This window comes from Flavobacterium riviphilum, from assembly GCF_055231795.1.
The window spans coordinates 592,430-617,250 of sequence record NZ_JBUYSY010000001.1; the positions used below are offsets into that span (position 1 = coordinate 592,430).

The window sequence follows — 24,821 nt, forward strand, 5'->3', positions numbered from 1 at the left end:
TTATAGCGTATTCAAGATTTGTTCTAAAATTTTAATCGTAATCAAATACGTTGGTTTTACGCCAGTAGTTCCTAAACCTCCTGAAGCCAACGTGCTTCCTGTTTCGAGTGGATTATCAGAAGCATAGTAAGCATAACGCACTTTGATGTCTTTTGGTACACTCTTTCTGATTTTAGAGGCCGATTGTATTGCTTTTTGGTAATAAGATCCTTCCATTTCTAGACCTATCACGCCCCAAGTCGATTCGTGGAAAAACTTCAATAAATCTCTATTTTGAAGCGATGTTCCCAAAACGGTTACCATAGGTCCTGCAAAAACAGCGATATCATTGCCTTCGAACATTTCCGCAGTCAATTCGTTTTCAAAGAAATAATTATCGGCTGTTCCTTCGTTGATATGCGCATTTGGAATCATAATATCGCCTTTTCCTCCTTCGAGAATACCAGCTTTTCCCATAATAGAAACCGACTGTACATTGAGCAATGTCTCTTTTTTGTAGGGTTTTAATAATTCATCAATGGTTTCATAAGCTTGTTCGCCAAAAGCATAATCCATAACAATTAAAACCGGTGCTTTGTCTCCTACTTGTGCCTTTGGAAAAGCGGTTTTGAACCAATCAATTTTGGCTGTATCAAACAATTGTACATCAATATTGGTTCCTGAAGTATCCGGTAAAAAAACCATTCCGTTTTTCTCAGCCACCGTTTCTACTTGCTTACGTAATTCTTTGGCGCCTGATTTACTCAATTCTTCATAGATTACAAAATCAGATTGATCCTTAAACTTCGATTTGAGTAGTGGTGTGGCAAAAATAGAATTCATCACACTGTGCATATTGGCACTAATTACATGAATAGGTCGGTCTAATAAGTTGTTGGCTTTTAAAACCTCTTTGATATTATTGGCCCAAATTTCGCCATGAATATGATGCCCCAAACGTTCTCTAAGAATCGGGCTAAAGGTGATAGTTCTTTTTTTGTTTTCTACTACTTCCTCGATGGCTAATTTGCCTAACCAATAAATCACATGCAAAAAACGATCCGGTGCCGTTTCGGAACCAAACGCATCATAAATATCTAAAACTTCTTCAAACGTTCTACCTAAAACATTTGATGCATGTGAAATCGCTTTCTCTTTTTCAATTTGAGTTAGTTTCTTAGGCTGATTTACTGCTGCTTCTAATTTTAACCAATCGCGTGATACCTCGCCAGCATCATCGAGCAAAACACGGTCTTTAATTTTGTGCGATTCGATAAAAATGAAGGTCAAATGGGTCAAAATATCATATATATCGGAACGTCCGCGAGTGATTTCAACATTCATTTGTTCTTCGTCAATTCGGTAGCAATTTCTTCTTCGCTTTGGCGGAACAATAGCCTGAAAATGCGATTTAGAATACCCTTCATCCGAAGTTAAATTTATAAAACGGCACTGCTCAATTCCTACAGGAAGTCGTTCGATAACGTACAATAAACCGTTCAATTCTACTTTTTCATCGGCAATAGAACCGTAAATTTCGGGGCGCAAAGCCAATAAAGACTCCCGTAAGGTATCACCTGAAACCCCCATCGGTTTATAAAAACCACGGTTGAATAAATGGCGAATGGTAATGTACATTTTTTCTATAGCCGCAGATGATTCTTGCGCTCTAGATCTTGATATATGTTTGGTTGTATTCATCTTCTTTGTTTTTTATCACTTCTCAAAGGTAAGTAAAAGTTTTTTTTAGTTGGTTAACGTTAATTTCATCGCTAATTCTAAATACTTGCCTTTGTAACGAGCTGATTCAGTTTGAGAATTTTTAAAATTATTATTTCGCCATTTTCCTTTGTAATATTCCCAAGTTGATGTTTCCTCACTAGGAATTGTCCCTACTCTAGGATCGAAACCTATCCCATCAAATTTTTTAGATCCTTCATTGACCTTTGTAAATTGATACTCATAACGATTGTCTTCGATGATCAACCACTCAACAGCAACGAAAAAACCGTTTGTAGGTACTTTTATTTTGTAGGATTCCAAATCAATTGAAGTATTCTTTTTTCCTTTTTTAATAGGAACTACAATATTTTGAGCTATCAAATCATCTCCAGGACTTCCATCAGAATTAACTTCAAAGAAACGCAATACAAACTTGGCGCTTCCTTTTTCCGCTTTTGTTAGAACAAGTAAACTTTTTAGAAAAGAATGCTGTTCCATTTCTTTGGTAAATGGAAAAAATTTAGCCACAATAAAAGGAGAAGTACCGCAGGCGAAATAATAATTAATCGATCCCTTATTATAATTTCCAATTACAATTTCGGAATCGTGTTTTGGAGGTGCAATGATTACCTCATGCAATGCAATGGCTTCATTTTTGAGAACAACACTTTCAATTTTATCTGCTTTTATCTTTTTGGATGCAAATCCCAAAGCCGAAAAAACCAATACTTTATCCGACGTTGCATTGATAGTAAAAGTGCCATCTAGTTCTGAGGTGGTTCCAATGTTTTCATTCTCCACCCAAATATTTACATAAGGAATGGGCTGACCTGAAATACTATCTTTGACAACACCTTTTAATTGCGAAAAACTAAATTGAAATGCAAAAAGCAGCATCCAAAACCAATACTTATTTCTCATTCTAATTTTTATTTTCAAAAAAGGCAGCAATTTTTCGATCATTACTCAATCTCGGAATTTTATTTTGTCCACCCAATTTCCCGATGGATTTCATATAGTCTTGGAAACCGTTTTTGGCGACTTTGGTGATTACTACCTTTCGCAACACATTTCCAACAATCAAATCATCGTAATAGATATTTTGCTTACGCATGGCTTGGTCAATCGCTTCGGCAAAAGCAACCTCATCCTCTGGTTCATTTTCAAATTCAATCAACCATTCATGGTAAGGTAATCCTTCTTTGGGCGTAATCTGTGGCGCCACTGTAAATTCATTAATGCGAATATTGGTGCCTTGAATCGCTTCTTGCAAAGCACTTTCTACTTCTTTGCCTATCACGTGTTCTCCAAAAGCAGAGATATAATGTTTGATTCTACCCGAAACAATCACACGATACGGTTTTAAGGAAGTAAACTGAACGGTATCACCAATATTGTAACCCCAAAGTCCCGCATTGGTCGAAAGAATCAAAACATAATTGACCCCCAATTCGACTTCGCCTATGGTATAACGCCTTGGATTTTCGGTAAAAAACTCCTCACTTTTGATGAACTCATAAAAAATTCCAGAGTTCAACAATAACAACATGCCTTTCTCTTTTTGAGAATCTTGGTAGGCAAAAAAGCCTTCGGAGGCAGGAAAGAGCTCGATACTATCTACTTTTCGCCCAATTAGATTTTCAAACTTAGCACGATAAGGCTCATAATTAACCCCACCATAAATGAATAAATTAAAGTTTTTGAACAACTCACCCACGGGTTTTTGCGTCTTTAGTTGCAATTTTTCAAAATACATTTGCACCCAGGATGGTATCCCTGAGATAACGGTCATATCTTCGTTTACCGTTTCTTCTACTATGGCATTCACTTTAGTTTCCCAATCTTCAATGCAATTGGTTTCCCACGAGGGCATTCGGTTTTTTTGCAAATAGGCCGGTACATAATGGGCTGCAATTCCGGATAATCGTCCTTGTTGAATCCCATTTTTTTCTGTTAGGATAGGACTTCCTTGTAAGAAAATCATTTTTCCATTTACAAAATCGGCCTTCCCTGTTTCATGTACATAATGCAAAATAGCATTTCGGGAGGCTTCTATATGATAGGGCATGGATTCTTTGGTCAACGGAATGTATTTTGCCCCAGATGTGGTTCCTGAGGTTTTAGCAAAATAAATGGGTTTCCCACTCCAAAGCACATTTTCTTCTCCTTGTACTACTCGATCAATATAGGGTTTCAATCCTTCGTAATCTCTTATTGGCACCTGCTGCACAAAATCGGCATGCGACTTGATATTTTGAAAATGATGGTCCTTTCCAAATTGGGTGTTTTTCGCTTCAAGGATTAATTTTTGAAATATATTTTCTTGAGTAGCTACGGGATTTTGCGCCCATTGTTGGGTTTTTTTTACTACTATTTTAGCAAATAATTTTGTTGCAATGGCTTTTATTGACATGTGTCTTTCTCTTATTTTTTATTTTTCTTTGGGGTTGTTGACTTGGAATTTTCTTTGGCCATTTGTGCTCTTAAATCCATTTCCTCGGCCGAAGCTTTCAATTCTTCTTCAGTCATTTGGGATTGTGTTTGTGCCAAAATGGAGTCCTTATTAAATGTAGTGTATTCTAATTTATCCGTAAGTACTTTTTGGATAGCCTTCATATAGGCCTCGTTTTTCTCTAAAGCTTGTGTCAAAGAATCTGTTTTTATGGCCAATAAGGTTGCCTCTCGCTTGAGTTGAGTAGAAGCATATCCCGGGATAAACTCTCTTAAAGGTGTAAAAGCAATCAAAACCGTGGTAGAAATAATCAAGAAAAAAACACTCAAAGTACCGATGACAAAGACATTCATTAAACTCAACTTGAAGGAAAACAATTCCTCAAAGGTTTCTTCATTGATAAGAATCAACCTTTTTTTCATAGAAATTATCTGCTTCAACGAATTGGGCAACAAACGAACTAAAAACATATCTCCCTTTTAAGGAGCAAATATAAGGATTTAAGCGTGCCAGAAAGGAGTCCGCTGTTCAATTTTATGTATTGCTCTAAACGAATTCTAATGAATTTGATCGCTTTAACAATAAAAAAAGCTTTGAATTTTACTTATATTAAGGAAATGTATATACATTTGCAGCATAAATATGTACAATTTGCTTCGGCATCAAAAAATACAGTCATGGGAAGATTAGGGCTTACAGAAATATTAGTTATTGTAGGAATCGTTATATTACTTTTTGGAGGTAAAAAAATTCCAGAATTAATGAAAGGATTAGGAAGTGGTATTAAAGAATTTAAAAATGCGGCCAAAGACGATCAATCGACAACTTCTAAAAAAGAAGAAACTACAAAAGAGTAGTTTTTGATAAAATATCTTGAAATTCCAAATAGTTTGTAAACTCAAATTATTTGGAATTTTTTTTTCATTGATATTTAATTAATCTATGCTCGATAAGCTATGGGAAATTTTTATTCTTATCCCCCAAAAATTACGGCATCTGGAATATAATATTTCTCAGTACCGTTGCAAATCAATTCCCATTCATCGGTACTTATTTTGGCAAAACTCAATTTGCAATTAGCCGATTTGCAAGTCCATTCTCCTTTAGAGAAAACAAAAACTCGCTTGCTCTTGCCTGGCAAAGTAGCATGAACTTCTGCTCCACCATTGGATCGAATAACACCAAACTTAGCCGATTTTAGTGTAGAACCTATTGCTGCTCTTAAATCACCTGTGGCATTATAATTAGTGCCAGAAACCTTAGCATCTCCAGATTTAGAGTCCGTTGGTATACTTACAGTTAAAGCATAACTAGCTTTTTCGCCACGCCTGGCTGAACTGCGCATCTGATATACTCTAATTTTATAAGTCCCCGTAGAAGGCAAAACAATACTACACTTGTTACCATCATTTTGACCAATAAATATGGCTTCATCTTGAGAACCTGGGGGCAATACATTAAAAAAAGCATCATTACTTTTGTTGGTCAACGTTACATTTAACTTTTGTCCTTGATTAGCCCCAACCGAGTAGTCTATCGTTTGATCTCCTGCAATCATTCCTTGGATAACAGTTGCTGATTTGCCTGCTGGAAAAGTTACTTTTTTGGAAATAATTTGTGCTGATGCAAAAAATGGAATCCCTATTAGTACAAATAATATTCTAAAATTCGTTTTAAATAATTTCATAATCCATTAGAGTTAAAAATTAAAAAGGAAATTTTACTATTTTGCACTAATTGTCAAGGTGTAGGATGATGGTGTTCCTCTTCTAGCTACACTTCTCATATTATACACTTGAATTTTATAATCTCCAGCAGCTGTAACTTTTGCTTTGAACTTCTTTAAATCATCTCTCTCGCCAGCTAATAAAAATTCTCCATTTGGAGCTATTAGATTAAAATAGCAAGCATTCACATTCGTTTTCATATCCACTGCCAAATCTTGTTCTGGTCCTAAACTCAAAACATAATCAATAGTTTGTTCACCTTTACAAACGCCTTTAATTGTTGTCCCTGATTTCCCTCTTGGAAATACCACTTTCTTTGTAGTTACTTGAGAAAAAGTAATCATTGGTAGTATTAATAAAAATACCATAACAATTCGTTTTAAGCTTGTTTCCATATCTACCTGATTTTAATTGGTTTACAAACTAAAGTTAGATAAAAAATTGATAAACTTTAATGCTTCAACGATAAATAATTATGAATTCAAATCCCTTCCTAAAACCAACCTTATAAAATGATTTGTATATTATACTGTATTGAATTACCTTAGAACTTATTTACTTCACAACCGATGACAACAAAAAGCGTACTATTATTTCTTTTGCTATGCTACCAATCCATTTTAGCTCAAGATATTCAAGGATCATGGGAAGGAAATCTTTCTTTTCAAGGACGATCTTTGCCCTTGATATTTACTATCCAAAAAAATGGAGATTCATTTCAGACTACTCTTATTAGTCCGATGCAAAGCGCTAAAGGGATCCCCGTAAAAGAAACTATTTTTGTAAATAACGAATTGCAGTTGAGCGCAGCAGAACTAAATTTGAAATATAGCGGACTGTTGAATGGTAATACCATAGAAGGTACGTTGGTTCAAAACGGCATGAGTTTTCCTTTGATCCTTACCAAAGGAAATGGCACAAAAAGTGAAAAACTTCATCCACAAGATCCACAACCTCCATTTGATTATGATGTTCAAGAAGTAACATTTGTTAATCCTAACGATAAAAATACCCTTGCAGGAACTCTGACATTGCCTAAAAACAAAAAGTCCTTTCCAGTAGTTGTTCTAATTTCAGGTTCGGGAGCACAAAACAGAGATTCTGAACTCTTTGGCCATAAACCCTTTGCCGTTATAGCCCATGAATTTACCTCCAAAGGCATTGGTGTATTGCGTTTAGACGATCGTGGTATTGGTGGCTCTAGCAAAGGGAGTAATGACGATACTTCGGCTAATTTTGCGGGCGATATCAGCACGGCGGTGGACTTTTTAGCCAACAAAGGTTTCAAAAAAATTGGACTTATAGGCCATAGCGAAGGGGGCATGATTGCTTCTATTGTGGCCACGCAAAACAAAAAAGTAAAATTTGTCATTTCACTAGCCAGCCCAGGAATCGCAATCGATCGTATGATGTTACTACAAAATCAGTCTGTAGCGAAAACACAAGGAGCTACCGCTAATCAAATCGCTGCTACCACAGCTTTTAATGAAAAAGTGTATGCCTTTATTATCAATTATACTGGGAGAAATTTAAAAGACGATTTTCAATATTATATCAAAGGAGAATTTCTAAAACTTACCCAAAATCAAAACCTGTCCAACCAAGAAATTGATGATTTTGTTTCACAACAAACGCAAATCATTACCAGACCTTGGTATGTTTATTTTTTAAAATTCAACCCTGATGCTTACTGGTCCAAAATCAAAATCCCGGTACTTGCCCTGAACGGAAGTTTGGATGTACAAGTTAAATCAGCTGAGAATTTGGCAGGAATACAAGCTTCACTTCAAAAAGCAGGTAACAAAAAAGTAACCATTAAGGAACTTCAAGGCCTCAACCACTTATTTCAAGAAGCCAAAACGGGTGGCGTAAACGAATATGCCGAAATTGAACAAACTATTTCCCCTATGGTTTTAAAAACCATGAGTAATTGGATTCTTACCCTAAAATAATGACTATCCTTAAAGTCCTTTTACTAAATACGCCCCAATGTATAACTCATAATTTGGGGCGTGTTTGTAGAATATTACTATGCAATCAATACGTCGTATGTGTATTCAAATGATAAATGATTTCTGCAATCAGCCCAGTCCAACCGGTTTGATGATTGGCGCCTAAACCTTTACCGGTATCGCCATCAAAATATTTATAAAAAAATAATAAGTTTTTTCCTTGTTATTAATAGTTGATGTTTCAAAAATACTATATTCGTAAAAAATATACTATAATTTAGCCTCAACCGTGCCTAGTTAATGACTACAATCGACTATTCCCCTGGTTTACATAAACTTGTAACACTCGAAGTACAAGATCTTACTAAATTGACCTCGAGTGAAAATTTCATCAGTTTTTCTAAAAATTTAATTGCAAAATATCAACTAGAAAAAGTGGGGATTAGTGAACATATTTTCGAAAACAATAGTTTCACCATAGCCATTTGTTTAAAAGAATCTCATATTTGTATTCATACATGGCCTGAATTCAGTCAATTGACTTTGGATGTATATTTATGTAACTATTTACAAGACAATACACAAAAAGTAAAAGACATTACACAAGAATATATCAACTACTTTGAAGCAAAAATTCTAAAGGAATTCGAAATTAATAGATAATACATGACTGTCCCTTGTTTTAATTGTAATACTACTACAACTCTTGAGGTAAATTTTGAAGTTGAAGTTTTTGCTTGCCCTGCTTGTAACTATGTCTATAAAAACAAAGAAGGTAAAGGTCTTTCGCTTTATATGAAGTCTCAACCCTGCTCCTTTGAAAATACATTTGAGATTGGCAAAACTGCCGTATTTGATAATGTTGACTATCAAGTAACTGGATTAGTGATCAAATCACACCAAGACTTTGAGTGGAGGGAATACATTTTACAATCAAAAAATGGAAGTTTTTTATACCTCTCTGAATCTGATGGGCATTGGATTCTTCTAAACGAGATTACTTTTGATACTAAAGTTGGTAATCATCCTTTAACAGTAGAACATAACGAAATCACTTATGATCGTTACGATTATTATTATCCAAAACTAGTCGCCTCAAAAGGTTTCTTCGATTTTGATATTTATAAAAATGTTGAACTTATAGAATATATTCATCCACCCTTCTTACTAAGTTTTGAAAAAGTTGGCCATCAACAAACAGCTTTCTTAGGAAAACATATTTCTACTAGAGCGATAAAAAAAGCTTTCGCTACTACTTCTTTACCATCAAAAAGAGGCATTGGTCAAGTGCAACCCTTTCTTATAAATGTTAGAAATACAGCTCTTATTTTTTGTGGTATTGCTTTTTTAATTTTGATTACTCATTGGTTCCTTAACAAAGATCGTGTCGAACAAAAAGTTCTCGATACCTCCATTGCGTTTGATGAGTATGCTAAAAAAGATTTTATTACCCCTTCTTTTGAACTAAAAGGAAGCTCGGCTCCAATGACTATTCAATTGCATTCTAATGTTGATAATTCTTGGGCTAATGTTCAAGTAGCGTTGATCAATGAAAAAAATGGTGACGAAGTTTATGCTAACAAGGATATAGAATACTATCATGGCTATACCGATGGTGAAAATTGGACGGAAGGTGATACTTCTGAAGAATTTAATATTTGTGGAGTCGCTGCTGGCAAATACCATTTGGCCATTACCCCTATGAAAGCAACTGAAGACACCCAAAATCAAACGGTTCAAATTCAAGCGAGTTGGTCAAGTCCTTCTACAAGAAATGTCTGGATGATTTATATTTTTATGACCGTATTTGTTATTGCTATTTATTATTTAGAACGGTCATTTGAAGAAAAAAGATGGGAATAATCATTTTAAATACAATATGGAAAAAGTAAAAGAATTTGTGCAAACCAACTTCATTGCACTGCTCGTAGGAGCTTTATTTTATGCGCTTTTTGTGTATTACAATTGGCAAGGCAATAGCATTTGCGATTGCGAAACCACGGAGAGCTATCGCCCATCACAAGGCAATCGCTCAGTAAATCATTTTTATCACAAATAACTAAACAAAATACTATGGAAATTTTAACTATGAGACCTGTTTTAGCATCTATTGTCTTTTCGATTATAGGAATTGCAATTTTATTGATCACCTATTTCATCATCGAAAAATTGACTCCTGAAAATACTTGGTCTCAAATTTCAAAGAATAATAATGTGGCTTTGGCGATTGTTTTTGGAGCCTTCATCATTGGGATTTCGATGATTATTAGTGCCGCAATTCATGGGTAAAAAGATTTTAAAATTTGAATATTTATTACTTTTTGCCGTATTCACCATTGCTACTTGTGGATTAGTTTACGAACTCGTCGCGGGTACTTTGGCCAGTTATTTATTGGGTGATTCGGTAAAACAATTCTCGTTTATCATTGGAGTTTATCTTTTTTCGATGGGAATTGGCTCCTACTTTTCAAAATTCTTGACCAAAAATCTGCTCAATACTTTTGTTGAAATTGAAATTTTGGTTGGATTAATTGGAGGGTTGAGCTCCGTGGTTTTGTTCCTGCTTTTTGAAAGTATTAATTCCTTTCAGTTTATACTTTACTTCCTTGTTTTTGTAACCGGTTGTTTGGTAGGATTAGAAATTCCACTGTTGATGAATATTCTAAAAGACAAAGTCGAATTTAAAGATTTAGTCTCAAACGTTTTTACTTTTGATTACATTGGAGCTTTATTGGCTTCCATATTATTTCCCTTGGTTTTAGTGCCAAAACTAGGCATTATGGGTACTTCCTTATTCTTCGGAATGATCAATGTATCTATTGCAATTGCCTTATGTTACTTGCTCAAAAATGAGTTGAAAAAAGTACATTTGGTTCGAAGCAAAGCCATACTTTCCTTTGTAATTTTATTAGCTGTTTTTATTTTCTCTGATAAAATTTTGTCCTTTTCAGAAGGGAAACTCTATGGTGAAAACATTGTTTATACCAATACCACTCCTTACCAAAGAATTGTTTTAACACACAACAAAAGTGACTACCGTCTGTACCTCAACAATAACTTACAGTTTAGCTCGACCGATGAATACCGCTACCACGAAGCACTGGTGCATCCCGCATTGTCAATGGCAAAAAGCGTGTCGAATGTTTTGGTTTTAGGCGGCGGTGATGGACTTGCCGTTAGAGAAATCTTGAAATACAAAGAGGTGCAAAAAGTAACACTTGTAGATTTGGATGAAGGAATGACCAAAATGTTTAAAACCAATACTATCTTAAGCGGTTTTAATGCTAATTCGCTCAACGATCCTAAAGTGAGTGTTTTTAATAAAGACGCCTACATTTGGGCAAAAAATTGCCAAGAAAAATTTGATGTCGTGATTATCGATTTTCCAGATCCATCGAATTACAGTCTAGGGAAATTGTATTCGCTTAATTTTTATGCTACGGTTCAAAAACTTTTAAACCAAGATGCTGTGGTCGTTATTCAAACCACATCGCCTTATTTTGCACCCAAATCCTTTTGGTGTATAAATAAAACAGTAATGCAAGTTTTTCCACAAATTGATGCGTATCACGCGTATGTTCCGTCGTTTGGAGAATGGGGTTTTACCATCGCAATTAATGGTTTTGGAACTACATTTAATACTGTAAACCGAAAAGTGGATGCTTTGCGTTTTTATAATTATCAATTTGATAAGTTCAATTATTTTTCTCAAGATATGATTTCAAAAGACATCGAAATCAATCGATTAGATAACCAAATTTTAGTACGCTATTTCGATGAAGAATGGGGAAAATTACAATAATTCAAGAAGAAACTTTCTAAAAATAATAACCAGTTCGCTACTCGCTATTCCTCTATTGGAGGCGTGTAAAGAAAAAGTGGTTACTCTTTTGATTCGATTATCCGGAACCAATCATATTTTGGGACATCGTCTAAGAGTAAAAAATTTTCCTAAACCATCAAAAGAAATTACCATTCCATATCTAATTATTGGTGGCGGAATTTCTGGATTGAGCGCAGCCAGACAACTCACAAAAAAAGGAATTACTGATTTTTTAATGGTCGAATTAGAAGATCATTTAGGCGGCAATTCATCCAATGGCGAGAACCAGTATTCTAAATATCCATTAGGCGCTCATTATTTACCTTTACCGAATTTAGAGGATAAAGCCTTATTGCAATTTTTAGAAGAAGAAAAAATCATCGTAGGTTATGATTCCAAAGGGTTTCCAAAATTTGATGAAATCCAACTCACTTTGGCTCCCGAAGAACGTTTGTTCTATAGAAATAATTGGCAAGAAGGTGTCGTTCCAAAGGAAGGAAATACTGCCGCTGAAGATCAAGAATTCGTTCGATTTTTCAAATTAATGGATGGTTTTAGACAACAAAAAGATGAAAAAGGAAGGTATTGGTTCACGATACCTCTTGCAGAATCCTCACAAAGTAAAGAAGTAAAAGCACTAGATGCTATGACTATGCAACAATGGTTTGAGAGCCAAAATTTTACAGCAAAACCTCTTTTTGATTATATTGATTATTGCTGCAAAGATGATTTTGGTTTAGGAATCGCCTACGTTTCTGCTTATGCAGGCATTCATTATTTTGCCGCAAGAAAACAAAATGCTTCAGAAGATCATCAAGATTCGGTGCTCACTTGGCCTGAAGGAAACTCAAGATTAGCCAATCACCTGAAAAAATATGTAAAAGGAAAATCATTAAAAAACCACTTGGTTTTCGAAATTGAAAATGATACCCACAAAGCAGTTGCCAAAGTTTTTGATAATGAAACCAAAACAACCATTGCAATAACCGCGAAAAAAATTATACTTGCAACGCCTCAGTTTGTAAATCAATACCTGTTGAAAGATCGAAAAGATTTGGCTTCACATTTTCATTATACTCCTTGGCTATTGGCTACTTTAGTTGTGTCTGATATAAACGATAACGGGAGCTTTCCTTTGTGTTGGGATAATGTAATTTATGGTTCAAAAGGTTTAGGCTATGTCTATGATCAACATCAATCCCTTCAACAACTACAGGATAAAAAAGTAATCACTTATTATTACAGTTTCTCTAGTGCCGATTTGAAAAAAACACGCAGAGAAATGTATAAAAAGACCACAGAATATTGGAAACAAATGGTTTTTGATGATTTAAAAATAGCCCATCCCAATATTGAATCCCTAACTGAAAGCATTGAAGTATATTTATTAGGTCACGGAATGATTAGTCCTGTTCCTAATTTTATTTTTAGTGATCCCAAAAAAGAAGCTGCAAAACCTATCGACAATACGCTGTTTTTTGCTCATAGTGATGTATCGGGTATCTCTATTTTTGAAGAAGCCTTTCATCAAGGAATTAACGCAGTAAATACAATGCTCAATGCAACAACCTTGGATTCATAAAGCCAAAACAGATAGTATATTTATCTTATCGCCTTCCTTTTTGGTGGTTAGTGTTGTATTTCTATTTCAAAAACAGCTGCAACAAATAGAAACTAAGTATTCCTTTTACACTTGGCTCTTTCTAATTGTTTTTATCGATGTTGCACACGTTTATGCTACTTTATTTAAAACCTATTTTGTTGCAAGCGAATTTCAAAAAAGAAAAAAATTACTAATCGGTTTGCCTATTGTATGCTTTTTAATTGGAATCGTTTTGTTTTCTTTTGGAAGTAAAGTCTTTTGGTCTGTAATGGCATATATAGCTGTTTTTCATTTCATCAGACAGCAATTTGGCTTTATGCGTTTATATGCACGAATGGAATCTAAAAAATGGGCTTGGGTAGACAATCTGATGATTTATACCGCCACAATTTACCCTATGCTGTATTGGTTTTTATCGTCGCCAAGGGAATTTAATTGGTTTGTTGAAAACGAATTCTTGCAATTCGAAAGTCCTTTTTTAATTCTGGTTTTAAGCTGGATTTACGGTTGTGTGCTTCTTTTTTATGTACTCCGAACAAGTTACTTTGGCGTTAAGAATAATTATATCAATATTCCAAAAAATGCAATACTTCTAGGAACTATTTTATCTTGGTTTTTTGGAATCGTCTATTTTAACAACGATTTGATTTTTACTTTGCTTAATGTCGTTTCTCACGGCATTCCCTACATAGCACTTATTTATCTCAATGAAATCGATAAAAAAACATCCAAAGAATTGCATTGGTTATACTATTTCAAACATTTTAAAGGACTTTTACTTTTCATCGTCGTTTTGCTTTTGATTGCTTTTTCCGAAGAATATCTTTGGGAAATTTTAGTTTGGAAGGAACAATTGTCAGGTACTACAGAAGATTTTTCAAATTGGTATTTTTTAATTGTACCCTTGCTTACCGTACCACAATTTACGCATTATCTCTTGGATGGTTTTATTTGGAAGAATAAAGCCCCAAACGTTTAAATTTGAGCCAAAATCATTTTAAATTAGATTTTGGCTCACCCTAATCAATAGGAACTGTCATTATTCAAATGATAAATAATTTCCGCAATCAATCCAGTCCAGCCCGTTTGATGATTGGCGCCTAAACCTTTTCCGGTATCGCCATCAAAATATTCAAAAAATAAATGATTGGTATTGAATTTGGGGTCTTTTTGAAACTTTTCATACGGTCCGTACATAGGTATAAATTGTTCTTTGTTGGGTAAAAACAATGAAAGCAAACGATTGGCAACCCCATCTGCGGCGGCTTTGATACTCATCATCTGACCCGAATGTGTTGGAAATTCAACTTGATAATCATTGCCATAATAATCGCAAAATTTCTCTAGAGAATCCAGAATCAGATAGTTCATTGGGAACCAAATCGGACCACGCCAATTGGAATTGCCTCCAAACATATCACCCGTGGCTTCGGCAGGTGTATAATCCACCTGAATAGTCCCCCCTTCATAGGAAAAACGATAAGGGTTTTCTTTATGAAATTTGGATAATGATCGAACGCCATATGCTGATAAAAATTCATCTTCATCAAACATCCGCTTCATGATACGTTTCATGCGGTGCCCACGAAGAATCGCCAATAACCTACTTTCGCCTTTGCCTGGATTGTACCAACTCGATACCAAACTAGCCAAATCCGGGCGATTGGCTATTACCCATTCCACCCTACGTTTGAAATCTGGCAATTGATCCAGTAATTCTGGAGTCAAAACTTCGACGGCAAAAAGCGGAATCAATCCCACCATCGAACGCACTTTGAGTAATTCGGCTTCCCCATTTTCTTTATGCAACATATCATAGTAAAATTGGTCTTCTTCATCCCAGAGATTCAATTTGTCTCCACCAATGGCTTGCATAGCACCAGCGATATGCAAAAAGTGCTCAAAAAACTTAGAAGCCATATCTTGATACACCGGATTTTCAATCGCAATTTCACAAGCAATTCGCAACATATTCAGGCTATACATTGCCATCCAACCCGTTCCATCGGCTTGTTCTAAATGACCGCCCGTTGGTAAAGCTGCCGAACGATCAAAAACCCCAATATTATCCATTCCAAGGAATCCGCCTCCAAAAATATTGTTTCCTCCCTCATCTTTCAGGTTCACCCACCAAGTGAAATTGAGCAGTAGTTTATGGAAAATGCGTTCCAAGAAAACGCGGTCGCCTTTACCTCCATTCATTTCTTTGTCAATTTGATACACTTTCCAAGTGGCCCAAGCGTGTACTGGAGGGTTCACATCCGAGAACGACCATTCGTAAGCAGGAATTTGCCCGTTGGGATGCATATAATATTCTCTCAAGATCACCGATAATTGTCGTTTGGCAAAATCGGGATCCAATCGTGCCAAAGGCAAAGTATGAAAGGCCAAATCCCAAGCAGCGAACCAAGGATATTCCCATTTATCGGGCATCGATAATATATTTGCCGTATACAAATGTTTCCAAGAATTATTACGACCAAAACTTCTTTGCGCTGCTGGTACAGGCATGGCTGGGTCGCCTTTTAACCATTCGTACACATTGTAGTAATACCATTGTTTACTCCACAACATCCCGGCATACGCTTGACGTTGTATCGATTTTAAATGAGCATCCTTTACATTGGATTGTAAACGGTCATAAAATAAATCGGCCTCGTGTAATCTTTGCGCAAAGATAGCGTCGAAATCTAGGAAAGGATGTTCATTTTTTTGACTTGAAAACCGCAAACGAATGACTTTTTTTCCTTTTCCAGGAATAATCTGTTCGTACTTAACGGCTGCTTTAGTGCCTGTTTGTTCTGGATTAACGCTGTCCAATCGCTTATTAACGATATAATCATTAATCCCATCTTTGGTATAGGATGTAGGATTTTCGCTATGATACAACCTTTTAAAATTAGTTTCATTATCACAAAACAACAACTCCTCTGCTGCTTCGGCATACAAAGTATACTCGCCTATTATACGATGATTAGCCGTAATTTCAGTATTGCTTTTCCCTTTCAAACTAGGAATATGTTGATAATTTTCATAACCCCAACACCAAGTATTTCTAAACCAAAGGGTAGGCAAAACGGTTAATCTAGCCGGGTGGTGAGATTGATTTTCGACGGTGATCTGAATCAAGATATCTTCTTTGTCGGCTTTGGCATACTCTATTGTAATATCAAAATAAGCATCCTGATCAAATATTCCGGTATCCAATAGTTCGTACTCGGGTTCTTGACGGTTTCGCTTTTTAGATTCTTTAACCAGCTTCGCATAAGGAAAAGCTCTATGTGGGTATTTGTAACCCATTTTTTGGTAGGAATGCGTTGGCGTAGCATCTTGGTAGTAATAAATTTCCTTTACATCCTCTCCATGATTGGATTCGTTTCCGGTCAATCCAAAAAAACGTTCTTTGAGAATCTTGTCATGATGATTCCAAAAAGCTAAAGCAAAACAAATGTGTTGTTTATTGTCTGAAATGCCACCTATGCCTTCTTCTCCCCATCGATACGCTTTGGAACGCGCCATATCGTGAGTAATGCTATTCCAAGCATCTCCATTGGCAGAATAGTCTTCTCTAACAGTTCCCCATTGTCTTTCGGTTAAATAGGGACCCCATTTTTTCCAGCCTTTGTTATCTTTTCTTTCGAGTAATCGGGCTCTCTCTGCGTCTATCTCTGTCATAGCTCTATTTGTTTTTGTCTTTTGCAATTTATAGAAATAGCGTTGAAAAAAAGGAAAAAAATCCGTAAAAATCCATAATCAATTCTTTCCTATTGATTTTTTTTCGAAGTGTAAAATACTAAATCTCTAAATTATGGTCTTTTGAAAAGGTTTTCTGAGAAAAAAACAAAGCCTTTTGAATCCTATACCCATAAAATTTTAGCCAAAAATGATGGGAAAGCGGGCAAACTTTGCGACCTTTGTCATTCAGAAATTTAAACAATGGCAAAGATTTTAACGGGAGTACAGAGTACAGGTACTCCGCATTTAGGCAATTTATTAGGCGCAATTATACCCGCAATTGCATTATCGAATGATCCCAAAAATGAATCATTCCTTTTTATCGCCGATTTGCATTCGATTACACAAATCAAAAATGGCGAAACCTTAAGAAACAATACTTACAGTACCGCAGCAGCTTGGTTGGCATGTGGACTAGACGTCAATAAAGTTATTTTTTATCGCCAATCCGATGTGCCACAGACCACTGAATTGTCTTGGTACTTGAGCTGTTTTTTCCCTTTTCAACGCTTGACTTTGGCACATTCTTTCAAAGACAAATCCGATCGTTTAGACGATGTCAATGCTGGATTGTTTTCGTATCCCATGTTAATGGCAGCCGATATTTTATTGTATGATGCCGAATTTGTACCCGTAGGAAAAGACCAGTTGCAACACCTCGAAATTACTCGTGATGTCGCTTCTCGTTTCAATCACCAAATGGGAGAAACCTTTGTGTTACCCGAAGCCAAAATCCAAGAAAATAGTATGTTGATTCCTGGTACCAATGGCGGAAAAATGAGTAAATCGGCCAATAATGTCATCAATATTTTCTTAGATGACAAAGCGTTGCGCAAACAAATTATGAGCATCGAAACCGATAGTACTCCGTTGGAAGATCCAAAAAATCCTGATACTTGTAACGCTTTTGCTATCTATAAATTATTGGCCACTGAAGCCCAAATTACCACGATGAGAGCCAATTATTTGGGAGGGAATTATGGTTATGGTCACGCTAAACAAGCCTTGTTTGAACTGATTGTAGAAAAATTCAAAACCGAAAGAGAACGTTACAATTATTACATCAATAACCTAACAGAAGTAGACGCCTTATTGAAACAAGGTGCCGAAAAAGCAGCAACCATCGCCAATGGCGTTTTGGATCGCGTACGCTTAAAATTAGGTTTCGAGTCATTACAGTAAAAGTTACTACGAATAAATGATCAAAAGGAATATTCCGAAATGGGATATTCCTTTTTTTGTTACCAAAACTTTTTGAAAGTAAACGCAAACCCAGAAGTTGATTTCGTTACTCAATCGCCTTTCCATTTAAAAAAGCAATTACTTTCCAATTATTCACTACAAAAAAATTAGTTGTTATACTTTTCAATTGACCAAATTAATGTAAATTCAGTCAGTATGTTGACCGAATTTACATTAATTGAGTCAATCAACTGACTGAATTTACATTTTTTTAATTATATTTGTTTCTGAAATTTAAAATCTAAGGCTATGGATTTTTTAGAAAGAGGCATAGATGTATTGTTTGCTAAAAGAGTATTACCCAACAAAGTACTTATTTTATTAGGCGCAAGACGTGTTGGTAAAACAGCATTTATCAAAAATTATCTTTCTTCCATTCCAAAAACAGATTATTTGCAGTTAAATGGTGAAGATATTCAGGATGCAAATTTGTTAAAAGAACGTTCAGTAAGTAACTACAGCCGTCTTTTGGCAAACACCAAATTATTAGTCATTGATGAAGCCCAACATATTCCCGACATTGGTTTGATTCTCAAATTGATTGTGGATTCTATTGATAATATAAAAGTTATTGCTACTGGCTCGTCAGTTTTTGATTTGTCTAATAAATTAGGAGAACCTTTGGTGGGAAGAAAAAATACGATTTATTTATATCCGTTAGCTCAAATGGAATTCTCCAAATATGAAAACTTCAAAGAAACCACTCAAAAATTGGAAGAGCGATTGCTTTTTGGTTCGTATCCCGAACTCGAACAATACCCAGATTGGAATGACAAAGTCAACTATTTGAAAGAAATACTCAATTCGTATTTATTGAAAGATATTTTGATTTACGAAGGGATTAAGCAATCTAATAAAATTTTAGATCTATTAAAGTTAATCGCTTTTCAAGTAGGCCAAGAGGTCTCTTTACAAGAATTAGCCAGACAATTGAGCATTTCTAAAAACACCGTCGAAAGATATTTAGACTTACTTTCCAAAGTGTTTGTTATTTATAAAGTACCCGGCTTTAGCAGAAATTTGAGAAAAGAAATTACCAAATCCAATAGATGGTACTTTTATGACAATGGGATTCGCAACGCTATAATTGCCAACTTTAGCCGATTAGAGGCTAGAACAGACGTAGGCGCCTTGTGGGAAAATTATTTGGCTTCGGAACGGGTAAAACACCAAAATTATACTCAAAAGGTTGTGACCAATTATTTTTGGCGTACGTATGACCAACAAGAATTGGATTGGTTGGAAGAAGAAAATGGCCAGCTACGAGGCTACGAATTCAAATGGAATGAAAATAGAAAAGCGAAAGTCCCCACGGCTTTTGCAAAAGCCTATCCTGAAGCTAGTTTTGAAGTAATCAATAAACAGAATTATTTAGATTTTATAGTCTGATGAAACAAAACAAATGGCCAAAATTTGCAATATCACAATCAACCAAAATTTTAAAAGATAACTGGTTTTCCTTGTTTTATGTCGGAACAAAAGCATGGCTACTCCACTACCTAGAGTTCCTCCAAAGAACACGAAGGTTAAAAGTGTTGCTTCGGGGATTCTTTGTTTATGACTTTTTGCTTGCTGTTTATCAACAACAGTCAACAGAAAACCGATGACGTTCAGAATCAAAAAATAATACAATAAAATATCCATTGCGATACATTTACGCTCCAAAGATATTATTTTAGCAGTCCGAAAAATTCAAAAAATGACAACCTACAATTCATCGCCCAAAAGGTTAAGTAGTAAGGTTTTATTGTTTATTTGTATTTTAGTATTATATAAGTTTGTATATTTGTAAAATACAATTTTAAAGATGTTGCTAAAATCAGAAATAGAAAACGCGTATTTACTACAACAAGTAAAAATCAAGAAAAACAACTCCCTTGTCATTCGAACCAAGGCCGATTCGATTTTCATTGACAGTAATTTTATTCAAGTAATTTCGGGAATTAGGCGTTGTGGAAAAAGTACTTTATTGAATTTTTTGATGGAGAAATACTCCAAAGTAGCCTATTTTAATTTTGAAGACCCACGAATAATCAATTTTGACGTTTCTGATTTTTCAAAACTAGAAGAAATAATTCCTAAAAATGTTGAAGCGTACTTCTTTGACGAAATTCAAAATGTAAGCCAGTGGGAAGTCTATATCCGGCAATTACACGACTACGAGAAGAAGATTTTTATTACTGGTTCCAACGCTTCGTTATTGAGCAAAGATTTAGGAACCCGACTTACAGGACGTTATCTAAATACGGAATTATTTCCCTTTTCTTTTCAAGAATTTATAGTTTTCGAAAAAAAAGAAGCAAATCTGCTTTCGTTAACTCAATATTTAGAAAAAGGTGGTTTTCCAGAATATCTTAAATCCAACAATGTTGAAGTTTTACAAAACTTGTTCAAAGATATTGTGTTTAGGGATATTGCCATCCGATACGGAATCCGAAATACCAAAATACTTATCGATATTGCGTTGTTTTTGATTTCTAATGTGGGAAAAGAAACTACTTATACTAGTTTAAAAAAAACGTTTCAAGTAGGCTCTACCAATACTGTTGTTGATTATTTAACTTGGTTAGAAGATGCCTATTTACTTTTTTTCTTGCAAAAATTTAGTTATTCAGCCAAAAGCAGTGCCGTGAATCCACGAAAAATTTATGCCATTGACAACGGATTAATCAATGCTAATTCCTTAAGTTTTAGTTCGGATAACGGTAGAAAACTAGAAAATGCGGTTTATGTTTATTTGAGAAATAAAGGCACTAAAATGTTTTATTTTAGAGAAAAAACCGAATGCGATTTTGTGCTTTTCGATAAAGGTAAATGTACTACAGCACTTCAGGTTTGTTACGAAATAAACGGAGATAACAAAAAAAGAGAATTGGACGGATTAGTAGAAGCAATGCAGTTTTTCGATTTGAAAGAAGGATATATTATCACTCAAAACCAAAAAGACAACTTACAAATAGAGGACAAAACCGTTTATTTAATTCCTGCCTTTGAGTTTTTTATTTCAACTTAAAATAATTCAAATTAGAAACCAAAGGATGACTATAATTCTAATTCCATTTGTGCTTTAAAAGCCATTTCATTCAGTAATAAATTCCAAAAAACCTTTGCGAACGTTGCAAAATCTTTGCTTCTTTGCTTTTAGAAAATACAAAAAATGACCAACCTACAATTCATCGCCCAAAAGGTAGCTACCGCAGCCATCAATATTCAAAACACCGTTCAATTATTACAAGAAGATTGTACCATTCCGTTTATTTCGCGTTACCGAAAAGACAAAACAGGCAATCTAGACGAAACACAAATCGAACAAATTGCCAAACTCCAAAAAGAGTACGAGGCCATCTTGAAACGCAAAGAAGCCATCGTAAAATCCATCGAAGAGCAAAACGCTTTGACGCCCGAATTGGATAAAAAAATCCAACAAAGTTTTGACCTACAAGAGTTGGAGGATTTGTATTTGCCGTACAAAAAGAAAAAAAGAACCAAAGCCGATGTTGCTCGTGAAAACGGACTAGAACCTTTGGCCAAAATTATAATGGCACAGAAAAATGACGATGTCGATTTCTTGGCTACACAATACTTGAACGATGCTATTGTCAATGAAGAAGCGGCTTTACAAGGCGCCAGAGAAATCATTGCCGAATGGATCAACGAAAATATATATGTTCGTAAACAACTGCGCCGTTTGTACGAACGCAAAGCGACCATCACCACCAAAGTAGTCAAAACGAAAAAAGACGAAGCCGATGCGCAAAAGTTTTCGCAATATTTCGATTGGTCTGAACCGTTGACCAAAGCGCCTTCTCACCGTCTTTTGGCAATGCTGCGTGCCGAAAATGAAGGGTTCATCAAGTTCAAAGTAGAGGCTGATATTGACGAGGCCTATGACGTAATCGACGAATTGGTGTTGAAAGGTCAAAGTCCAAGCACCTCACACGTACAATTGGCCATTGAGGATTCCTATAAAAGACTGCTGCAACCTGCCATTGCCAATGAAACCTTGCAAGAAGCCAAAGCCAAAGCCGATGCCAATTCCATTCAGGTTTTTGCCAATAATTTAGGGCAATTATTATTGGCTCCACCTTTGGGCGAAAAACGAATTTTAGCCATCGACCCAGGATTTCGTTCGGGTTGTAAAGTGGTTTGTTTAGACGAAAAAGGCGATTTGCTCTACAACGAAACCATCTATCCGCACGCGCCACAAAATGAAACGGCGATGGCCATGAAAAAAATCAAATCGATGGTAAACGCCTATAATATTGATGCAATTTCAATAGGAAACGGAACAGCATCGCGCGAAACCGAATTCTTTATCAAAAAAATTGCTTTCGATAAGCCTGTTCAAGTATATATTGTTTCGGAGGCAGGGGCTTCGGTCTATTCGGCTTCCAAAATTGCTCGTGAAGAATTCCCCAATTACGATGTCACTGTTCGTGGTTCGGTGTCCATCGGACGTCGCTTGTCGGATCCTTTGGCCGAATTGGTCAAAATCGACCCCAAAGCCATTGGTGTGGGACAATACCAACACGATGTGGACCAAACCAAACTCAAAGAAGAATTGGATGCAACGGTAATTCGTTGCGTGAATTCGGTGGGAATCAACATCAATACCGCTAGCAAACATTTGTTGAGTTATGTGAGTGGTATTGGAGAAAAACTAGCCGAAAATATTGTCGCCTATCGCTCTGAAAATGGTCCTTTTGAGGACAGAAAACAACTCAAAAAAGTACCGCGTTTGGGCGAAAAAGCCTTCCAACAAGGCGCAGCATTTATCCGAATTGCCAATGGTAAAAATCCATTAGACAATTCGGCGGTGCATCCCGAAGCCTATACAGTCGTAGAAAAAATGGCCAAAGATTTAAAAATTTCTGTGAACGATTTGATTGCCAACAAAGAAAAAATAGCGCTCATCAAACCCGAAAACTACGTAACGCCAGAAATTGGAATTTTGGGCATCAAAGACATCCTCAAAGAGCTCGAAAAACCAGGATTGGACCCAAGAAAATCGGCCAAAATCTTTGAATTCGACCCGAATGTCAAATCCATTAAAGATTTGAAAACTGGGATGATTTTACCCGGAATCGTAAACAACATCACCAATTTTGGTTGCTTTGTCGACATCGGAATCAAAGAAAGTGGCTTGGTACACATTTCCCAACTCAAAGCCGGTTTTGTGAGCGATGTCAACGAAGTAGTCAAACTCCACCAACATGTGCAAGTAAAAGTAGTCGAAGTCGATGAAGACCGTAAACGCATTCAGTTGACGATGATTATTTAAATAGGAAATCTCAAAAAAATAAATTCCAAATTCCAAGAGATCAACCTGAGCGAAATTGAATGGTAAATTCTAGGGAGTTTCTCAAATCTTTCAATCAAGAGGTATAAATAAACAAGCCCGGCAAGAAAAGTTGTCGGGCTTTTGGTTTTGCTAAAATTTTAATAAATCCCAATGAATTTCAAAAGCCTTTGGAGATAAACGCCCTTGATAAACCTGTATACTATTTTCGTAAACTTCATTTACAATAGAAAGAATTTTATTTTTAAAATCATCTTCAATCTTTACTCCTAGATAAATAGCTTTTACATCATCCTTCAAAAAAGGAACTTTTCTAGAATTATGGTCCGAAAAATGACTGTTGATACTTCTCAATTCTTCTTCATATTCCCATTGTTTTGCTTTTGTAAAAATCATATGAAATAATGCTTCTTGTTTGTCTTTATAAAAATCGGCTTTTAAAAAAGAATCCGAGTAATTGACATCTAGAGGATTTATTCCATTAATTCTTGAATTATACTTATATTCTATACAAAAACCTTTATGATTTGAAGCATAATGAGACCACATTAAAATTGAGTTTACATTACGAGTAAAACAACAAATACCAATATTACTTAATTTATTACGAATGGAAATTTCAATATTGTTTTCTTTTTTGCTTTTACCTATTTTTTCAAAATTTATTAATTCAATATTACAATCAAAAGGGTCATTAAAACTAGTAAAGTCTGAATGATACAAGTATTTTTCTATCAATGAATGTAAGTATATGTCCTTTGTTCCATAATATTTATAAACCGTTGACGGAATACCTTTCGATTTTCTAATTAAATCAATTTCAATATGATTCGTAATTTTTGGTTTTTGAACAGTTTCATATTTTTTCATTCCCAATGCAGCAACTAAAAAAAGATACTGTTCCTCATTAATTTTAGCATTAGGACTTGTTTCTATAGTAACATTAGCAGATTTAAAAATAGTAACAGCTCGTTCCAAACTAATGTTAAGCTCACGAAGTACTTTGTTGATTCTTATATTTTTTTCTAAATTCATTATACCATTTCTCCTTGCAATAACTCTGGCAAAAACTGTCAATCATAATTTGACATTCTTTTATATTTTTCTTAAGTCCATAAACAAAAGTCACTAATTCATTCTACTCAAAAAAAATTATTTTGTAATGAATGTTATAGATAGTTATAACAATTTTAAAATTGTAATTTATTAAACCTAAAGATAATTTACTAGATAATTTGACTATCCACACAAACATCCAAAAAATGTATTGGGAAGTACCTTCGTAAA

The 24,821-nt window shown here is 35.2% G+C and carries 22 protein-coding genes; 13 read left to right on the forward strand and 9 right to left on the reverse strand.

Annotation, left to right across the window (positions count from 1 at the left end; all coding sequences use genetic code 11):
- The 4 genes from ACZIX2_RS02580 to ACZIX2_RS02595 are packed head-to-tail and all read right to left on the reverse strand — an operon-like array spanning position 1 to position 4,623.
- Positions 1-1,680, reverse strand: coding sequence for a DUF6909 family protein (locus ACZIX2_RS02580; RefSeq protein WP_463338512.1), 1,680 nt, complete (start codon positions 1,678-1,680; stop codon positions 1-3).
- A 45-nt stretch (positions 1,681-1,725) separates the two neighbouring features.
- On the reverse strand, positions 1,726-2,622 hold the full coding sequence (locus ACZIX2_RS02585; RefSeq protein ID WP_463338513.1) for a carboxypeptidase-like regulatory domain-containing protein: 897 nt from the start codon (positions 2,620-2,622) through the stop codon (positions 1,726-1,728).
- A 1-nt stretch (position 2,623) separates the two neighbouring features.
- Positions 2,624-4,114, reverse strand: a complete 1,491-nt coding sequence (locus ACZIX2_RS02590) for a GH3 auxin-responsive promoter family protein (protein WP_463338514.1) — start codon at positions 4,112-4,114, stop codon at positions 2,624-2,626.
- Positions 4,115-4,125: 11 nt separating this feature from the next.
- The gene (locus ACZIX2_RS02595; protein ID WP_463338515.1) at positions 4,126-4,623 is read right to left on the reverse strand and encodes a peptidase; all 498 of its coding nucleotides are present in this window, start codon (positions 4,621-4,623) and stop codon (positions 4,126-4,128) included.
- Between the two features lie 207 nt (positions 4,624-4,830).
- Between ACZIX2_RS02595 and ACZIX2_RS02600 the strand changes: the two genes are divergently transcribed.
- Positions 4,831-5,010: a Sec-independent protein translocase subunit TatA/TatB gene (locus ACZIX2_RS02600; protein ID WP_463338538.1), complete on the forward strand. Its 180-nt coding sequence runs from the start codon at positions 4,831-4,833 to the stop codon at positions 5,008-5,010.
- A gap of 116 nt (positions 5,011-5,126) precedes the next feature.
- On the opposite strand, the gene ACZIX2_RS02605 is transcribed toward ACZIX2_RS02600, so the two are convergent.
- Both ACZIX2_RS02605 and ACZIX2_RS02610 read right to left on the reverse strand, forming a co-directional pair.
- Entirely contained in the window at positions 5,127-5,840 is a 714-nt protein-coding gene (locus ACZIX2_RS02605; RefSeq protein WP_463338516.1) for a PPC domain-containing protein, read from the reverse strand.
- 36 nt (positions 5,841-5,876) lie between these two features.
- The gene (locus tag ACZIX2_RS02610) at positions 5,877-6,275 is read right to left on the reverse strand and encodes a hypothetical protein (RefSeq protein ID WP_463338517.1); all 399 of its coding nucleotides are present in this window, start codon (positions 6,273-6,275) and stop codon (positions 5,877-5,879) included.
- A gap of 174 nt (positions 6,276-6,449) precedes the next feature.
- Here ACZIX2_RS02610 and ACZIX2_RS02615 point away from each other — a divergent pair, with 174 nt between their 5' ends.
- The 8 genes from ACZIX2_RS02615 to ACZIX2_RS02650 all read left to right on the forward strand — a co-directional run bounded on the left by ACZIX2_RS02615 (position 6,450) and on the right by ACZIX2_RS02650 (position 14,237).
- Positions 6,450-7,832, forward strand: a complete 1,383-nt coding sequence (locus ACZIX2_RS02615; RefSeq protein WP_463338518.1) for an alpha/beta hydrolase family protein — start codon at positions 6,450-6,452, stop codon at positions 7,830-7,832.
- Positions 7,833-8,132: 300 nt separating this feature from the next.
- On the forward strand, positions 8,133-8,495 hold the full coding sequence (locus tag ACZIX2_RS02620; RefSeq protein ID WP_463338519.1) for an S-adenosylmethionine decarboxylase family protein: 363 nt from the start codon (positions 8,133-8,135) through the stop codon (positions 8,493-8,495).
- Between the two features lie 3 nt (positions 8,496-8,498).
- A complete protein-coding gene (locus ACZIX2_RS02625; protein WP_463338520.1) occupies positions 8,499-9,695 on the forward strand; it encodes a DUF4178 domain-containing protein in 1,197 nt (398 codons plus the stop codon).
- Between the two features lie 16 nt (positions 9,696-9,711).
- Positions 9,712-9,891: a hypothetical protein gene (locus ACZIX2_RS02630; protein ID WP_463338521.1), complete on the forward strand. Its 180-nt coding sequence runs from the start codon at positions 9,712-9,714 to the stop codon at positions 9,889-9,891.
- Positions 9,892-9,905: 14 nt separating this feature from the next.
- Entirely contained in the window at positions 9,906-10,121 is a 216-nt protein-coding gene (locus ACZIX2_RS02635; protein WP_463338522.1) for a DUF350 domain-containing protein, read from the forward strand.
- A complete protein-coding gene (locus ACZIX2_RS02640) occupies positions 10,114-11,634 on the forward strand; it encodes a polyamine aminopropyltransferase (protein WP_463338523.1) in 1,521 nt (506 codons plus the stop codon). Before ACZIX2_RS02635 ends, ACZIX2_RS02640 begins: the two co-directional genes overlap by 8 nt.
- Positions 11,609-13,237, forward strand: coding sequence for a flavin monoamine oxidase family protein (locus ACZIX2_RS02645; protein WP_463338524.1), 1,629 nt, complete (start codon positions 11,609-11,611; stop codon positions 13,235-13,237). Before ACZIX2_RS02640 ends, ACZIX2_RS02645 begins: the two co-directional genes overlap by 26 nt.
- Positions 13,215-14,237, forward strand: coding sequence for a hypothetical protein (locus ACZIX2_RS02650; protein ID WP_463338525.1), 1,023 nt, complete (start codon positions 13,215-13,217; stop codon positions 14,235-14,237). The genes ACZIX2_RS02645 and ACZIX2_RS02650 overlap by 23 nt, the downstream gene beginning before the upstream one ends.
- A 44-nt stretch (positions 14,238-14,281) precedes the next feature.
- Here ACZIX2_RS02650 and ACZIX2_RS02655 read toward each other — a convergent pair whose 3' ends face one another.
- On the reverse strand, positions 14,282-16,933 hold the full coding sequence (locus tag ACZIX2_RS02655; protein WP_463338526.1) for an MGH1-like glycoside hydrolase domain-containing protein: 2,652 nt from the start codon (positions 16,931-16,933) through the stop codon (positions 14,282-14,284).
- 261 nt (positions 16,934-17,194) lie between these two features.
- Between ACZIX2_RS02655 and trpS the strand changes: the two genes are divergently transcribed.
- Both trpS and ACZIX2_RS02665 read left to right on the forward strand, forming a co-directional pair.
- A complete protein-coding gene (trpS, locus tag ACZIX2_RS02660; RefSeq protein WP_463338527.1) occupies positions 17,195-18,175 on the forward strand; it encodes a tryptophan--tRNA ligase in 981 nt (326 codons plus the stop codon).
- 309 nt (positions 18,176-18,484) lie between these two features.
- A complete protein-coding gene (locus tag ACZIX2_RS02665; protein ID WP_463338528.1) occupies positions 18,485-19,624 on the forward strand; it encodes an ATP-binding protein in 1,140 nt (379 codons plus the stop codon).
- On the opposite strand, the gene ACZIX2_RS02670 is transcribed toward ACZIX2_RS02665, so the two are convergent.
- Positions 19,607-19,879, reverse strand: coding sequence for a DUF1294 domain-containing protein (locus tag ACZIX2_RS02670; protein WP_463338529.1), 273 nt, complete (start codon positions 19,877-19,879; stop codon positions 19,607-19,609). The two genes, ACZIX2_RS02665 and ACZIX2_RS02670, sit on opposite strands and share 18 nt — an antisense overlap.
- A gap of 163 nt (positions 19,880-20,042) precedes the next feature.
- Between ACZIX2_RS02670 and ACZIX2_RS02675 the strand changes: the two genes are divergently transcribed.
- Both ACZIX2_RS02675 and ACZIX2_RS02680 read left to right on the forward strand, forming a co-directional pair.
- Entirely contained in the window at positions 20,043-21,248 is a 1,206-nt protein-coding gene (locus ACZIX2_RS02675) for an ATP-binding protein (RefSeq protein ID WP_463338530.1), read from the forward strand.
- Positions 21,249-21,392: 144 nt separating this feature from the next.
- Complete coding sequence (locus tag ACZIX2_RS02680; RefSeq protein ID WP_463338531.1) at positions 21,393-23,516, forward strand: Tex family protein; 2,124 nt, start codon at positions 21,393-21,395, stop codon at positions 23,514-23,516.
- A gap of 150 nt (positions 23,517-23,666) precedes the next feature.
- Here ACZIX2_RS02680 and ACZIX2_RS02685 read toward each other — a convergent pair whose 3' ends face one another.
- Positions 23,667-24,569 carry a DUF2971 domain-containing protein gene (locus ACZIX2_RS02685; RefSeq protein WP_463338532.1) on the reverse strand — a complete coding sequence of 301 codons (903 nt, stop codon included), beginning with the start codon at positions 24,567-24,569 and terminating at the stop codon, positions 23,667-23,669.
- Positions 24,570-24,821 lie beyond the last annotated feature (252 nt).

What these genes read in the sequence shown, in the direction of transcription:
- ACZIX2_RS02580 (WP_463338512.1), bottom strand. Translation starts at nt 1,680, where the DNA reads ATGAATACAACCAAACATATATCAAGATCTAGAGCGCAAGAATCATCT.
- ACZIX2_RS02585 (WP_463338513.1), bottom strand. Translation starts at nt 2,622, where the DNA reads ATGAGAAATAAGTATTGGTTTTGGATGCTGCTTTTTGCATTTCAATTT.
- ACZIX2_RS02590 (WP_463338514.1), bottom strand. Translation starts at nt 4,114, where the DNA reads ATGTCAATAAAAGCCATTGCAACAAAATTATTTGCTAAAATAGTAGTA.
- ACZIX2_RS02595 (WP_463338515.1), bottom strand. Translation starts at nt 4,623, where the DNA reads ATGTTTTTAGTTCGTTTGTTGCCCAATTCGTTGAAGCAGATAATTTCT.
- ACZIX2_RS02600 (WP_463338538.1), top strand. Translation starts at nt 4,831, where the DNA reads ATGGGAAGATTAGGGCTTACAGAAATATTAGTTATTGTAGGAATCGTT.
- ACZIX2_RS02605 (WP_463338516.1), bottom strand. Translation starts at nt 5,840, where the DNA reads ATGAAATTATTTAAAACGAATTTTAGAATATTATTTGTACTAATAGGG.
- ACZIX2_RS02610 (WP_463338517.1), bottom strand. Translation starts at nt 6,275, where the DNA reads ATGGAAACAAGCTTAAAACGAATTGTTATGGTATTTTTATTAATACTA.
- ACZIX2_RS02615 (WP_463338518.1), top strand. Translation starts at nt 6,450, where the DNA reads ATGACAACAAAAAGCGTACTATTATTTCTTTTGCTATGCTACCAATCC.
- ACZIX2_RS02620 (WP_463338519.1), top strand. Translation starts at nt 8,133, where the DNA reads ATGACTACAATCGACTATTCCCCTGGTTTACATAAACTTGTAACACTC.
- ACZIX2_RS02625 (WP_463338520.1), top strand. Translation starts at nt 8,499, where the DNA reads ATGACTGTCCCTTGTTTTAATTGTAATACTACTACAACTCTTGAGGTA.
- ACZIX2_RS02630 (WP_463338521.1), top strand. Translation starts at nt 9,712, where the DNA reads ATGGAAAAAGTAAAAGAATTTGTGCAAACCAACTTCATTGCACTGCTC.
- ACZIX2_RS02635 (WP_463338522.1), top strand. Translation starts at nt 9,906, where the DNA reads ATGGAAATTTTAACTATGAGACCTGTTTTAGCATCTATTGTCTTTTCG.
- ACZIX2_RS02640 (WP_463338523.1), top strand. Translation starts at nt 10,114, where the DNA reads ATGGGTAAAAAGATTTTAAAATTTGAATATTTATTACTTTTTGCCGTA.
- ACZIX2_RS02645 (WP_463338524.1), top strand. Translation starts at nt 11,609, where the DNA reads ATGAAGAATGGGGAAAATTACAATAATTCAAGAAGAAACTTTCTAAAA.
- ACZIX2_RS02650 (WP_463338525.1), top strand. Translation starts at nt 13,215, where the DNA reads ATGCAACAACCTTGGATTCATAAAGCCAAAACAGATAGTATATTTATC.
- ACZIX2_RS02655 (WP_463338526.1), bottom strand. Translation starts at nt 16,933, where the DNA reads ATGACAGAGATAGACGCAGAGAGAGCCCGATTACTCGAAAGAAAAGAT.
- trpS (WP_463338527.1), top strand. Translation starts at nt 17,195, where the DNA reads ATGGCAAAGATTTTAACGGGAGTACAGAGTACAGGTACTCCGCATTTA.
- ACZIX2_RS02665 (WP_463338528.1), top strand. Translation starts at nt 18,485, where the DNA reads ATGGATTTTTTAGAAAGAGGCATAGATGTATTGTTTGCTAAAAGAGTA.
- ACZIX2_RS02670 (WP_463338529.1), bottom strand. Translation starts at nt 19,879, where the DNA reads ATGGATATTTTATTGTATTATTTTTTGATTCTGAACGTCATCGGTTTT.
- ACZIX2_RS02675 (WP_463338530.1), top strand. Translation starts at nt 20,043, where the DNA reads ATGTTGCTAAAATCAGAAATAGAAAACGCGTATTTACTACAACAAGTA.
- ACZIX2_RS02680 (WP_463338531.1), top strand. Translation starts at nt 21,393, where the DNA reads ATGACCAACCTACAATTCATCGCCCAAAAGGTAGCTACCGCAGCCATC.
- ACZIX2_RS02685 (WP_463338532.1), bottom strand. Translation starts at nt 24,569, where the DNA reads ATGAATTTAGAAAAAAATATAAGAATCAACAAAGTACTTCGTGAGCTT.